Below are 14,322 nucleotides of genomic sequence, written 5' to 3' on the forward strand. Positions count from 1 at the left end.
TTAAAAGAATAAGGATATTTTTTGTGTAAAACTGAGGGTTGTAGTATCTTGCAATGTTTTAGAAAATGCAGCAATTAAAAAGGCATTTTAAAAGTGAGTTTTATCGAGTGTAAAATTCACTTTTTTGACGAAAATAAATACTAATATTTTAAAAGAATATATATGGCAGATGGCGAAAAGTTGATACCTATCAACATTGAAGAGCAAATGAAGTCGGCATACATCGATTATTCCATGTCGGTGATAGTATCTAGAGCGTTACCAGATGTAAGAGATGGTTTAAAACCAGTACACCGTAGGGTGTTGTTTGGTATGCATGAATTAGGAATTAAAGCTACAGGAGCATATAAAAAATCTGCAAGAGTTGTAGGAGAGGTGCTAGGTAAGTATCACCCGCATGGAGATACTTCTGTGTACGACTCAATGGTGCGTATGGCACAAGATTGGAGTGTGCGTTATATGATGGTTGATGGGCAAGGGAACTTTGGTTCGGTTGATGGTGATTCTCCAGCAGCAATGCGTTATACCGAGGTGCGTATGCAAAAAATATCAGAAGAAATGTTATCTGATATTGAAAAGGAAACTGTAGATCATAAGTTAAACTTTGACGATACTTTACAGGAGCCAACCGTGTTACCAACTCGTATTCCAAACTTATTAGTAAACGGAGCGTCAGGTATTGCCGTAGGTATGGCAACAAATATGGCGCCACATAACTTAACAGAAGTTATTAATGGTACAGTTGCTTATATCGACAATCGTGATATTGAAATTGATGAGTTAATGCAACACATCAAAGCTCCTGATTTTCCTACTGGAGGAATTATTTATGGGTACGATGGTGTAAGAGAAGCTTTTCATACAGGTCGCGGACGTATAGTTATGCGTGCAAAGGCTACGATTGAAGAGGTAAAAGGTCGTGAGTGTATCGTAGTAACAGAAATTCCTTATCAAGTTAATAAAGCAGAAATGATTAAGAAAACTGCTGACTTGGTAAATGAAAAGAAATTAGAAGGAATTTCAAGTATTCGTGATGAGTCTGACCGTAAAGGAATGCGTGTTGTGTATGTATTAAAGCGTGATGCAATCCCTAACATTGTTCTAAACAAATTATTCAAGTATACACAGTTACAAACATCGTTTAGTGTTAACAATATTGCCTTAGTAAAAGGACGTCCTGAGCAATTAAACTTAAAGCAGTTAATTCATTATTTTGTTGAGCACAGACACGAAGTAATTGTTCGTAGAACAGAGTTTGAATTAAAGAAAGCGGAGGCTCGTGCACACATTTTAGAAGGATTAATTATTGCTTCGGATAATATTGATGAGGTAATTGCGATTATCCGTGCTTCTGCAAATGCAGATGAAGCTCGCGAAAAATTAATAGAGCGTTTTGAGTTGACTGAAATTCAAGCACGTGCTATTGTTGAAATGCGTTTACGTCAGTTAACAGGACTAGAGCAAGATAAGTTACGTGCTGAGTACGACGAAATCATTAAGACAATCGCAGACTTAAAAGATATTTTAGCAAACGAACCAAGACGTTACGATATTATCAAAGAAGAGTTAATTCAAATCAGAGATAAATACGGAGATGAGCGTCGTTCGGTAATTGAATATGCTGGAGGTGATATGCGTATTGAAGATATGATTCCGAACTCTAAAGTGGTGGTTACTATTTCACATGCTGGATATGTTAAACGTACCAATTTAGATGAATACAAAGTTCAGAATAGAGGAGGTCGCGGACAAAAAGGAGCAACTACCCGTAATGAAGATTTCTTAGAACACTTATTTGTAGGTACAAACCATCAATATATGTTGTTCTTCACTCAAAAAGGAAAAGTATTCTGGATGCGTGTTTACGAAGTTCCCGAAGGAGGAAAGAATACCAAAGGGAGAGCGATTCAGAACTTAATTAATATTGAGCAAGACGATAAAGTAAAAGCATTCTTAGTAACAGGTGATTTAAAAGATGAAGATTACATCAATAATCATTATGTTATTATGGCTACTAAAAAAGGTCAAGTTAAGAAAACACCTTTAGAGCAATATTCTCGCCCTAGGGCAAATGGTATTAATGCTATTACTATTAAAGAAGGTGATGAGTTATTAGAAGCTAAATTAACTACAGGAGATAGCCAAGTAATGCTAGCGTTAAAGTCAGGAAAAGCAATTCGTTTCGAAGAAGAAAAAACACGACCAATGGGAAGAACAGCTTCTGGAGTTCGTGGTATTACTTTAGCACATGATAATGATGAGGTGATTGGTATGGTTGCTGTAAATGATACTGAGAGTGATATTTTAGTAGTTTCTGAAAAAGGATATGGTAAACGTTCTAGTTTAGAAGATTATCGTATCACTAACCGTGGAGGTAAAGGGGTTAAGACGTTGAATATCTCAGAAAAAACAGGTAATTTAGTGGCTATCAAAAATGTTGATGATACCAATGATTTAATGATTATCAATAAATCTGGATTAACCATTCGTATGGCTGTTGAAGATTTACGTGTTATGGGACGTGCAACTCAAGGAGTTAGGTTAATCAATATTAAAGATAACGACGATATTGCTGCAGTGGCAAAAGTTATGCATGAAAAAGACGAAGAAGAAAATGGCACGGAAATTGAAAATGGTACAAACGAAAGTCAAGAACAACAATAAATAAAATCATAACTTACAATGAAAAAACAAATTTTAGCTCTTTCTTTAGGATTAATGTCGTTGGGAGCTGTAGCCCAAAAATCAGAATTAAAAGACGCGGAGAAGGCAATAAAAAAACAGGATTTTACATCGGCTTTAAGTACTCTTAATGCTGTAGAAGGTTCTGTAATGATGAGTGGAGAAGATAAGTATAAGTCTAAGTTTTATTTCTTAAAAGGTAAAGCATTAGCAGCTCAAAAAAACTATAAAGGAGCAGCGGAATCTTTAAATGCTTTATTAGCAATGAAGGAAAATAAATATGCTGGCGAAGCTCAGCCTATTTTAAATCAAATGATTCAAGAGGTGTCTAACAAAGCAGTAGATTTATATAATAACAAAAAAGACTATAAAAACGCAGCGGATAATTTTTATTTAACGTATGTGTTAAGTCCAACAGACACTTCGTTTGCTTATAATGCTGCGATTTCTGCAACTCAAGCTCAAGATTATGACAAAGCTATGAAGTATTATAAAGAATTACAAAAAGTTGGATATACAGGTGTTGAAAAACAATATGTAGCTATTGATAAAGCCACAGGTAAAGTAGAAAGTTTTGGTAACGATAAAGCAAGAAGAGATTTAATGGTTAAGTCAGGTAGCTATGTTAAACCTGAAACTAAAACTTCAGAATCAAAATCTGCTACTATCGTTAAAAACATTGCTTTAATTTTAAAAGAGCAAGGTAAAACTGACGAAGCTATTGCTGCGTTTAAAGAAGCTCGTGAATCTAATCCAAAGGATTTAAATTTAATTTTAAATGAAGCTCAGTTATATGTCGATATGGGTAAAATGGATAAATTCGGTGAATTAATGAGTGAAGCAGTTGCTTTAGATCCAGAAAATCCTACATTATACTTTAACTTAGGGGTTGTAAATTTCAACCAAGGTAGAATGGATGATGCTAAAAAATACTACAACAAAGCAATTGAGTTAAAGCCAGATTATGCTGATGCTTATATGAACTTAGCGGTAGCTATTTTAGATCAAGAGAAAGCTATTGTCGAAGAAATGAACAAGAACTTATCTAATTTTAAGAAGTACGATGAGTTAGCTTTAAAACAAAAAGAAGTTTATAAAGAAGCGTTACCATTTTTAGAAAAAGCTGATGGTTTAAGTAGAAGTATTGACACTGTTAAAACTTTAATGAATTTATATGAAGTTTTAGAAATGAGTGATAAAGCTACTGAGTACAGAGATTTATATCAGTCAATGAAATAATAAGAGAAATCTTAATAAATAAAAAAACCGAAACTTTAAAGTTTCGGTTTTTTTATGTTCTTAGTTTAAGTGTTAATCAATTAAACGTTTGATAACTCTTAGTTTATGCGTATGTTGATGTGTGTCTACATTATAAATGCCGCTATGGTCTAATTTATCAATACGAACTTTACCGTGAGCGTGAATAATGTTATAGTCATTCATAATAATTCCAACGTGAGTAATAATCCCTTCATCGTTATCAAAAAAAGCCAAGTCACCAGGTTCACTTTCTTCAATAAAACTTAAAACTTCACCTTGAGTTGCTTGCTGTTTTGCGTCACGAAGTAAATTATAACCGCACAATTTATATACTGTTTGTGTAAATCCTGAGCAATCTATTCCAAATGGAGATTTTCCTCCCCATAAATACGGAACATTTAAAAACAAAAAGGCAGTTTCAATAATAGCAGATTTATCTAATTTACTGTCACTTACTTTGCCATCATAAGAAAAAGAAGTGTTATTAATACTGATTTTATTATCCTTAAAAAATGGAAGTTGTGCTCCCATTGGAATTGTTGTCAGATTGTTATTATTATCTGTGATAAAATCGATTAATTCACGAGCGTAATGCTTTTTCTCTTTTGATAAAAGTGTGTGAATGTTTTCAGATATTTCTTCGTATTGTTTGTTATCTATATACCCTTCATAATTATCAAAATCTAAACGAATTTTACTCCATTTTTTAGATTTTTCTATAATTTCAAAGTGCTCACCAAACAGCACTTGATTTACCATTTCTGAAGCATCAGAAGGTTCTAATCGAAGAGGAACAATACTTAAATTACAAATTCCGAAAGACATCTACTAGTTGAGGTTTTTAAGTAAATTAAATTCTTTCTATAACCATTGCACTAGCACCACCACCACCGTTACAAATACCAGCAGCACCAATTTTAGCGTTATTTTGTTTTAAAATAGAAGTTAAAGCGATGATAATTCTAGCTCCTGAAACTCCTAATGGATGCCCAAGTGAAACAGCCCCACCGTTTACATTTACTTTATCAGTAGATAAACCTAAAATTTTCATGTTTGCTAGTCCAACAACAGAGAAAGCTTCGTTTAACTCAAAATAATCTACATCATCAATAGAAACTCCAGCTTTTGCTAATGCTTTTGGTAAAGCTTTTGCTGGTGCAGTAGTAAACCATTTTGGCTCGTGAGCAGCATCAGCATATCCTTTAATTTTTACTAACGGAGTTAAGCCTAATTCAGCAGCTTTGTCGGCAGACATTAATACTAAAGCAGCTCCACCATCATTAATTGTTGAAGCATTAGCAGCAGTTACAGTTCCTTCTTTTGTAAAAGCAGGACGTAAAGCAGGAATTTTATCCATTTTTACGTTTTTATATTCTTCATCTTCAGAAAAGATAATAGGCTCACCACGACGTTGAGGAATTTCAACAGGAACAATTTCATCAGCAAATTTACCTTCACTCCAAGCTTTAGCAGAACGGTTGTATGATTCAACAGCAAAAGCGTCTTGGTCTTCTCTTGAGAACTCATATTCAACAGCACATTCATCAGCACAAACACCCATAGCTACTTGCTCATAAGCATCAACTAATCCGTCTTTTTGCATTCCGTCTTCCATTTTGATAGGACCAAATTTAGAACCAGTTCTGGCGTGTTGGTAATGAGGAATCATACTCATGTTTTCCATACCACCAGCTACTACGATTTCGGCATCACCTAAAGAGATTGTTTGGGCTGCTAACATAATAGATTTCATTCCAGAAGAGCAAACCTTGTTTACAGTAGTACAAGGTACTGTATCAGGAATTCCCGCAAAAATAGCTGCTTGACGTGCTGGTGCTTGACCTAAACCTGCCGAAACTACATTCCCCATAAAAACTTCTTCAACCATTTCTGGTTTTAGATTGATTTTATCTAAAGCTCCTTTTATAGCTACAGCACCTAATTTTGGTGCAGGTATAGTTGATAAAGTTCCTAAAAAACTACCAATTGGTGTTCTAGCTACAGATACTATTACTACTTCTTTCATGTGTTATATTGTTAATTTTATTCTTTTTATAAACCTATTTAATCTAAGGTTTTAGATTTAAGAATATATTGTGTTAAGATTTGTCTTGCGAAAATAACCATTTTATAACAAGTACTCAAATAATAGAGAAAGGTTATATTTACATTTTATAAACATATAAAATGAACGATTTAATCAACAGGTTGTATAAAAACAATACGATAATTTACAAAGTACTTTTGTTTTTAATAACTGTGGTAGCTATTGTGTATTTGTTTCCAAAAGGAGGACAATTTAAATATGATTTTCCGCAAGGAAAACCTTGGCAATACGATAATTTATATGCTCCTTTCGATTTTGCTATTCAAAAAACTTCTGAAGAAATTGCTGCTGAAAAAAAAGAGTTAGCGTCAAGTTCAAAAAAATATTTTGAAGTTGATGCTTCTGTGAAAAACGAAGTGCTTAATTCTTTTGTTAAAGAAGTAAGTTCGTTAGACTCCTTGTCAATAAACTCAATAAAAAATTTATTAAAAGAGGGTGAAGCTATTATTGATAAAGTTTACACCTACGGTTTTCTTGATGATGCAAGTACAGATAAAGCCAGTAGGGAAGAAGTTGTTGTTTTAAGAAATGGGAATTCGATAGACGATGTCCCGTTTTCAAAATTAATACAATCTAAAGATGTTTTAGGATTTTTACGATTGAATACACAAAATCAGGAATATTATAAACAGCGATTGCTTTTAAACTACTTGTCGAGTAATTTAAAACCTAATGTTACCTATGATTTTAAGTACAGTGAAAAAGAGTTGAACGAAAACCTACAAAGTATTTCTTACGCAAAAGGAAAAGTATCGAAAGGAGAGCTAATTATTTTAAAAGGCGATATTGTTGAAGGAAGAAAATACAATGTATTAAAATCGTATGAAGTTGCCTCAAGTTCACAAATTTGGACAAAATCCAATTATAACTGGATTGTTTTTGGGTACACTATTTTGGTAGCTTTTGCTTTATTGATGTTACTGCTTTTTTTAGAAAGATATAGACTCGAAATTTTTAATGATAATAACAAAGTAACGTTCATTTTCTTCAATGTTTTTTTAATGATTTTTGTGCAAACTATGGTGATTAAATACAATTCAGATTATTTATATGTGGTTCCTTTAAGTATTTTGCCAATCGTTTTAAAAGCTTTTTTTGATGCTCGTTTAGGTTTGTTTACACATGTGTTAACTGTGTTGCTATTAGGGTTTATTGTACCGAATAGTTTTGAATTTATTTACTTACATATTATTGCAGGAATTGTAACTATTTTAACGGTTTCTGAGCTGTATAAAAGAGCGAGCCTATTTATCTCAATAGGTCAAATTACTCTAATATACATGTTAACTTATTTTGCATTTTCTATTTTAAAAGAAGGAAATGCAGATAAGATTAATTGGTTGTACTTCGGATTGTTTGCAGCAAACGGATTGCTATCTTTCTTAGCAGTTTTCTTTATTTATTTTTATGAAAAGTTATTCGGATTGGTTTCTGATGTTACTTTGTTAGAACTGTCAAACACCAACTCAAAATTACTGAGAGATTTGAACGAGAAAGCTCCTGGAACTTTTCAACATTCTATGCAGGTAGCAAATTTAGCAGAGGCGGCAGCTAACGAAATAGGAGCGAACTCCATGTTAGTTAGAACTGGGGCGTTGTATCATGATATTGGAAAAATGGTGAATCCGATGTATTTCACAGAGAATCAATCTACAGGAGTTAATCCACATAACGATTTATTACCTGAAGATAGCGCTCGTATTATTCTAGATCATGTAATTAACGGGATAGAAATAGCAAAAAAACATAAGTTACCAGATAGAATTATTGATTTTATACGAACGCACCATGGTACAAGTGTAACGTATTATTTCTATAAAAGAGAAAAAGAAAACAATCCTGATGTTGATGTAAAGAAGTTTCAATATCAAGGACCTATTCCGTTTTCAAAAGAAACCGCAATTTTAATGATGTGTGATGCTGCAGAAGCAGCTTCGAAAAGTTTAAAAACTCCAACAGCACAATCAATCGATGAGTTGATTGATAAGATAATTGACAAGCAAAAAAACGAAAATCAGTTTATCAATTCTGATATTACGTTTAGAGAGATAGAAAAAATTAAAAAAATTATTAAGAATAAGTTAATGAATATCTATCACTTACGAGTTGAGTATCCAGAATAGCTAATTTTTTTCAATAAAAAGTTTGTAGAAACGTATTTATAGTTATACATTTGCACTCGCAATTTTTAATTCACGCTTCGGTAAGAATTAAGGAGAGGTGGCAGAGTGGTAATGCAGCAGCCTGCTAAGCTGTCATCGTTTTTCGATGCCCGGGTTCGAATCCCGGTCTCTCCGCAAAAAATTGCAGATGACCCATTTATCGGGGTGTAGCGTAGCCCGGTCATCGCGCCTGCTTTGGGAGCAGGAGGTCGCAGGTTCGAATCCTGCCACCCCGACGAATAATGGTCGCGTAGCTCAGCTGGATAGAGCATCTGCCTTCTAAGCAGACGGTCACAGGTTCGAATCCTGTCGCGATCACAGGAATAATAAGGCTTTCAGGAAACTGGAAGCCTTTCTTGTTTCTAAAAATGCACACTTTGTGCACACTTTTCTCAAATTCATAAAATTTAACATATTTTAACGTTTTTTGGTAGTTATTCAGGTTTCAAAAACCTTTGAACTATATAATTTTTGTGATAAATCTTAATCAAAATTATGCACAACTTACTTCTGTTGTTGTCATAAATTTGTACTTTATAATGATTGTTTGAACTAGTGAAATGCTTATGATATACTAAGTTTACACGAAGTTCTAATTGATTTTCATAACTTTGCATATAGAATGAAACAAGTATTTCATAAAATAATATCTTTTGTAATGGCTATAATGGTCTTACTTTCTACGGTTTCTTTTACCATAGATATGCATTATTGCGGTGATACTTTGGTAGATACTGCCATTTTCAAAAAAGCAAAAAATTGCGGAATGAATATGAAAGCATCTACTTCAAATTCAAACTCAGAGTGCTCTGTTACAAAGAAAAATTGTTGTACCGATAAACAAGTTACAATTGATGGTCAGGATGAATTAAAAGTATCTCATTCTTCTCTTTCATTTGACCAGCAAGTTTTTATTGCTTCTTTTGTATATACTTACATCAATTTATTTGAAAGTGTAGAAGAAGATAAAACGCTTTATAGACTTTATAAACCTCCTTTAGTCGTCAAGGAAATCTATAAACTTGACGAGACTTATTTAATTTGATTTTTAAACAATAGACTGCACTATCCTGTGAATACTATTCATTAGGGTACTTTTCTGTATGTGATATTTTCTAAATATCAATGTCTAAAGTTTAAAAATTAAAGCAATGCTAAACAAAAGCATAAAATTTCTAATAGAAAACAAACTCGTAGCCATATTACTTCTCATTCTGTTTTTAGGATGGGGAACTGTAAATGCACCTTTTAACTGGGATACTGGTTTTTTACCAAGTAATCCTGTAGCCGTTGATGCTATTCCAGATATTGGAGAAAATCAACAAATAGTTTTTACTAAATGGACTGGTCGTTCTCCACAAGATATAGAAGACCAAGTTACTTACCCGTTAACCACATCATTGTTAGGAATACCAGGTGTTAAAACTATCCGTAGCTCTTCTATGCTTGGTTTTTCTAGTATCTATATCATTTTTGAAGAAGATGTTGAGTTTTACTGGAGTCGTTCACGTATTCTCGAAAAACTCAACTCGCTACCAAGTAACTTATTACCCGATGGTGTAAGTCCAACTTTAGGACCCGATGCCACAGGTTTAGGGCAAGTATATTGGTATACTTTAGAAGGTAGAGATGAAGACGGAAACGTAACAGGTGGTTGGGATTTACACGAACTACGAAGTATACAAGATTACTATGTAAAATACGCTTTATCATCGGCAAGTGGTGTTTCAGAAGTATCATCAATTGGAGGATATGTTCAAGAATATCAAATTGACGTTAACCCTGAATTAATGCGACAATACAATATTGGTTTACATCATGTTGTACAAGCTGTAAAACAGAGTAATCAAGATATTGGAGCGCAAACCATAGAAATTAATCAGGTAGAATATTTAGTGCGTGGTTTGGGGTATGTAAAATCTATAAAAGATATAGAAAATGCAGTGGTTTCATCTGCCAATTATACACCAATAAAAATTAAAGATATAGCTAAAGTTTCCCTTGGAGCAAAAACACGTAGAGGGATTTTAGATAAAGAGGGTGCAGAAGTTGTAGGAGGTGTTGTAGTGGCTCGTTATGGTGCAAATCCGTTAGAGGTAATTAATAACACCAAAGAAAAAATAAAAGAGTTAAGCGCAGGTTTGCCTTCAAAAGTATTGGCAGATGGAACCACTTCGCAGTTAACCATTGTGCCTTTTTACGATCGCTCAGAACTTATACAAGAAACACTAGGAACACTTAACGAAGCTCTGACTTTAGAAATACTCATTACCATTTTAGTAATTATTGTAATGGTATATAATTTAAGAGCTTCCATATTAATTTCCAGTTTATTACCTGTAGCAGTTTTAATGGTTTTTATAGCGATGAAAACCTTTGGTATTGATGCAAACATTGTAGCCTTATCTGGAATAGCTATTGCTATTGGAACTATGGTAGATGTGGGGGTAATTCTATCCGAAAATATTTTAAATCATTTAGAAAAAAGCAGAAATAATCTCCCAATTAATACCGTGGTTTACAATGCCACTGCCGAAGTTTCTGGCGCAATCGTTACCGCAGTAATGACTACTATTATTAGTTTTTTACCCGTATTTACTATGGTTGGTGCTGAAGGTAAATTATTTAGTCCGTTGGCTTTTACCAAAACTTTTGCACTTATTATGGCATTAGTGGTAGCGCTGTTTCTAATTCCGCCATTTGCAACTATCATTTTTAAAAGAAGAAGTACTACTAAAAAACTCTCTTATGTCATTAATGCAGCACTAATAATCTTGGGTGTTTTATCTATTTTCTTTGGGTATTGGTTAGGAATGCTTTTAATCGCTTTTGGAATTACAGGAATTTTAAAACTACAAGAAAAAGTTTCTGACAAACAAGTAAACCTTATCAATATTGTTATTGCATCGGCGGCAATTGTATTTTTATTAGCGGAACATTGGAGACCTTTAGGCGTAGGCAAAAGTTTATTGTTAAACCTATTGTTTGTAGCCATTATTTGTTTCGGATTGCTGGGTGCGTTTTCGTTATTAAGAAAATACTATGCTCAAATTTTACAATGGGCACTAGCAAACAAAATGCTCTTTTTAGCAATACCAACAACGATTACCATTCTTGGATTTTTAATATTCAAAAACACAGGTAAAGAGTTTATGCCTTCGTTAAATGAAGGATCATTTTTACTAATGCCAACCTCAATGCCACATTCTGGAGTTGAAGAAAACAAACGTGTTTTACAGCAGTTAGATATGGGTGTTGCTAGTATTCCTGAAATAAAAACAGTAGTTGGTAAAGCAGGACGAACCGATTCTGCATTAGACCCTGCTCCACTTTCAATGTATGAAAATGTAATTATTTACAAACCCGAATATGCACTTAACAGCAATGGAGAACGTCAACGCTATAAAGTAAATAACGACGGATTGTTTATGTTGAAAAATGGAGAAACGGTTGCAAATCCAAATTCAACAGATGCTACTTCTAAGATTATATTTTCTGATGTTTCTACTGATGAATTAATAGAAGATAATGACGGTGAGTTTTACCGAAACTGGCGACCTAACATTAAATCTACCGATGATATTTGGAATGAAATCGTAAAAGCTACTAAAATACCAGGTGTTACTTCTGCCCCAAAATTACAACCTATAGAGACCCGATTGGTAATGTTGCAAACAGGGATGCGTGCACCCATGGGGATAAAAGTAAAAGGACAAAATTTAAAAGAAATTGAAGCCTTTGGTGTACAACTGGAAGACATTTTAAAAGATGTTACAGGGGTTAAAAAAGAAGCTGTCTTTGCCGATAGGATTGTAGGAAAACCCTATTTATTAATTGATATTGACAGAGAAAAAATAGCACGTTATGGCATTTCTATTCAAGAGGTGCAAGATGTCTTAAAAGTTGCCGTTGGCGGTATGTCACTTACGCAAACTGTTGAGGGACGAGAACGTTATGGAGTACGTGTACGTTATCCTAGAGAATTAAGAACTAGCCCAACTGATTTACAGCAAATTTACGTGCCAGTTAACGGTGGAAGTTCTGTGCCTTTAAGTGAATTAGCAACCATTCGCTACGAGCAAGGTGCACAAGTGATTAAAAGTGAAGATACCTTTTTAATAGGTTATGTATTGTTTGATAAATTGAACGATTTTGCAGAGGTAACCGTTGTTGAAAATGCACAAAAAGCTATTCAAGAAAAAATAGATAATGGTGAACTCGTAGTTCCAAAAGGAATCAATTACCAGTTTACAGGAACGTATGAAAATCAGATACGAGCAGAGAAAACACTTTCTGTGGTGGTACCGTTAGCATTATTAATCATTTTTATCATTTTATATTTCCAATTTCGTTCTACTACTACCTCTTTAATGGTATTTACCGCAATTATTGTGGCTTTTGCTGGTGGATTTATAATGATGTGGCTTTATGGGCAATCGTGGTTTCTAAACTTTAGCGTTTTTGGACAAAACATTCGAGAATTATTCCAAATGCACCCAATAAACTTGAGTGTTGCTGTTTGGGTAGGTTTTATTGCTTTGTTTGGTATTGCTACTGATGACGGAGTGGTTATGGCAACCTATTTAAAACAAACGTTTAGTAAAAATCAGCCTACCACAAAATTAGATATACGAAAATCGGTTGTAGAAGCTGGTGAAAAACGTATCAGACCATGTTTAATGACAACGGCAACAACGGTGTTAGCATTATTGCCTGTACTAACATCTACAGGACGTGGAAGTGATATCATGATACCTATGGCAATTCCTGCTTTTGGAGGTATGATAATCGATGTTACATCCTATTTTTTACTACCTGTGTTATACAGTTTGCGAGAAGAATTTTTATTAAAAAGAAAGAAAAATAATGAAAACTAAAAATATATTATCCGTACTATTTATTCTTGTTTTTAGTTGTTTTTCCAACGCACAAGAATTACAATCACTTATTAATGAGGCATTGGCGAACAATCCTAAAATTCAAAAGTTTGAACTGCAACATGCCATTGCTTCAGAAAAAGTAAACGAAGTCAATACATTACCCAATACGCAATTTGGTATAGGTTATTTTGCAAGCGAACCAGAAACACGAACTGGAGCACAACGTTTTAAAATATCCGCAAAACAAATGCTTCCGTGGTTTGGTTCCATTACAGCACGAGAAAACTATGTGAATTCTTTAGCAGATGCTAAATATGAAGACATTGTTATTGCTAAACGTCAATTGATTACAGATGTATCTCAATCGTATTATAAATTGTACACTATTCAGGCAAAACAAGATGTACTCACAAAGAATATCGAATTGCTTAAGACGTATGAAACCTTGGCATTGACTTCTGTAGAAGTAGGAAAAGCATCTGCTGTAGATGTATTGCGATTACAAATGCGACAAAATGAACTGGAGCAGTTAAAACAAGTACTAGCACAAAAATATTTGGCTGAACAAACGGCACTCAACAAACTCTTAAATAGAGAAAGTACTACTGTTGTTGAAGTCGTTAAAGAGTTAGATATTCCTTTAGAGAAAAATGAGATTGATGTTAAAAAATTGGAACTACATCCAGAACTTAGTAAGTACGATAAACTGTACCAATCTGTTGAACAATCAGAACTGTTAAACCAAAAAGAAAGCAGCCCGATGATTGGTTTTGGTTTGGATTATATCGCTGTTTCAGAACGTCCGAATATGAATTTTTCTGATAACGGAAAAGATATTGTAATGCCAATGGTATCATTGTCAATTCCCATATTTAATAAGAAGTACAAATCTAAAACGAAGCAGCATCAATTAATGCAAGAAGAATTATTGTCTCAAAAGCAAGAACGATTAAACAAACTAGAGACATTACTTTCTAAAGCGATAAATAACAGAATTGCTTCGAGAATCAGCTATAATACGCAGACAAAAAATCTAAAACAAGCTAAAGACGCAGAAGAAATTCTAATTAAAAACTATGAAACAGGAACGATTGATTTTAATGATGTTTTAGACATTCAAGAATTGCAGTTAAAGTTTCAGATGAATCAAATAGAATCGATAAAAGACTACTTCGTACAAACAACTATTATTAACTATTTAAGTAACTAAAGACAAACATAATTTTTAAAT

Annotated in this window: 8 protein-coding genes and 3 tRNA genes; 9 read left to right on the top strand and 2 right to left on the bottom strand. The window is 33.6% G+C overall.

Annotated elements, in window-relative coordinates; genetic code table 11:
• Nucleotides 1-162: 162 nt before the first annotated feature.
• Together gyrA and ACKTST_RS03785 are read left to right on the top strand one after the other, a co-directional pair.
• Nucleotides 163-2,664, top strand: a complete 2,502-nt coding sequence (gyrA, locus tag ACKTST_RS03780) for a DNA gyrase subunit A (RefSeq protein WP_408046451.1) — start codon at nucleotides 163-165, stop codon at nucleotides 2,662-2,664.
• 18 nt (nucleotides 2,665-2,682) lie between these two features.
• Nucleotides 2,683-3,921, top strand: coding sequence for a tetratricopeptide repeat protein (locus tag ACKTST_RS03785; RefSeq protein WP_408046452.1), 1,239 nt, complete (start codon nucleotides 2,683-2,685; stop codon nucleotides 3,919-3,921).
• Between the two features lie 72 nt (nucleotides 3,922-3,993).
• Here ACKTST_RS03785 and ACKTST_RS03790 read toward each other — a convergent pair whose 3' ends face one another.
• Both ACKTST_RS03790 and ACKTST_RS03795 read right to left on the bottom strand, forming a co-directional pair.
• Nucleotides 3,994-4,767, bottom strand: a complete 774-nt coding sequence (locus ACKTST_RS03790; RefSeq protein ID WP_408046453.1) for a C40 family peptidase — start codon at nucleotides 4,765-4,767, stop codon at nucleotides 3,994-3,996.
• Between the two features lie 25 nt (nucleotides 4,768-4,792).
• Nucleotides 4,793-5,968, bottom strand: a complete 1,176-nt coding sequence (locus tag ACKTST_RS03795) for an acetyl-CoA C-acyltransferase (RefSeq protein WP_408046454.1) — start codon at nucleotides 5,966-5,968, stop codon at nucleotides 4,793-4,795.
• 161 nt (nucleotides 5,969-6,129) lie between these two features.
• Between ACKTST_RS03795 and ACKTST_RS03800 the strand changes: the two genes are divergently transcribed.
• The 7 genes from ACKTST_RS03800 (at nucleotide 6,130) to ACKTST_RS03830 (ending at nucleotide 14,301) form a co-directional block, all read left to right on the top strand.
• Nucleotides 6,130-8,172 (top strand): HD family phosphohydrolase, encoded by a 2,043-nt coding sequence (locus tag ACKTST_RS03800; RefSeq protein ID WP_408046455.1) that lies wholly within the window; start codon nucleotides 6,130-6,132, stop codon nucleotides 8,170-8,172.
• Between the two features lie 91 nt (nucleotides 8,173-8,263).
• A tRNA-Ser gene (locus ACKTST_RS03805) sits at nucleotides 8,264-8,346 on the top strand.
• A gap of 26 nt (nucleotides 8,347-8,372) precedes the next feature.
• Nucleotides 8,373-8,447 (top strand) — tRNA-Pro (locus ACKTST_RS03810).
• A gap of 8 nt (nucleotides 8,448-8,455) precedes the next feature.
• Nucleotides 8,456-8,529, top strand: a tRNA-Arg gene (locus ACKTST_RS03815).
• 304 nt (nucleotides 8,530-8,833) lie between these two features.
• Nucleotides 8,834-9,256, top strand: a complete 423-nt coding sequence (locus ACKTST_RS03820) for an HYC_CC_PP family protein (RefSeq protein ID WP_348718374.1) — start codon at nucleotides 8,834-8,836, stop codon at nucleotides 9,254-9,256.
• Between the two features lie 106 nt (nucleotides 9,257-9,362).
• Entirely contained in the window at nucleotides 9,363-13,088 is a 3,726-nt protein-coding gene (locus tag ACKTST_RS03825; RefSeq protein ID WP_348718375.1) for an efflux RND transporter permease subunit, read from the top strand.
• Nucleotides 13,078-14,301: a TolC family protein gene (locus ACKTST_RS03830; protein WP_348718376.1), complete on the top strand. Its 1,224-nt coding sequence runs from the start codon at nucleotides 13,078-13,080 to the stop codon at nucleotides 14,299-14,301. Before ACKTST_RS03825 ends, ACKTST_RS03830 begins: the two co-directional genes overlap by 11 nt.
• The last annotated feature ends 21 nt before the right edge of the window (nucleotides 14,302-14,322 follow it).

The organism is Tenacibaculum crassostreae, from assembly GCF_964512405.1.
Taxonomy (GTDB): Bacteria; Bacteroidota; Bacteroidia; order Flavobacteriales; family Flavobacteriaceae; genus Polaribacter; species Polaribacter crassostreae.

Excerpts from the sequence above, each read along its gene's own strand:
- gyrA (WP_408046451.1), top strand. The coding sequence starts at position 163 with ATGGCAGATGGCGAAAAGTTGATACCTATCAACATTGAAGAGCAAATG.
- ACKTST_RS03785 (WP_408046452.1), top strand. The coding sequence starts at position 2,683 with ATGAAAAAACAAATTTTAGCTCTTTCTTTAGGATTAATGTCGTTGGGA.
- ACKTST_RS03790 (WP_408046453.1), bottom strand. The coding sequence starts at position 4,767 with ATGTCTTTCGGAATTTGTAATTTAAGTATTGTTCCTCTTCGATTAGAA.
- ACKTST_RS03795 (WP_408046454.1), bottom strand. The coding sequence starts at position 5,968 with ATGAAAGAAGTAGTAATAGTATCTGTAGCTAGAACACCAATTGGTAGT.
- ACKTST_RS03800 (WP_408046455.1), top strand. The coding sequence starts at position 6,130 with ATGAACGATTTAATCAACAGGTTGTATAAAAACAATACGATAATTTAC.
- ACKTST_RS03820 (WP_348718374.1), top strand. The coding sequence starts at position 8,834 with ATGAAACAAGTATTTCATAAAATAATATCTTTTGTAATGGCTATAATG.
- ACKTST_RS03825 (WP_348718375.1), top strand. The coding sequence starts at position 9,363 with ATGCTAAACAAAAGCATAAAATTTCTAATAGAAAACAAACTCGTAGCC.
- ACKTST_RS03830 (WP_348718376.1), top strand. The coding sequence starts at position 13,078 with ATGAAAACTAAAAATATATTATCCGTACTATTTATTCTTGTTTTTAGT.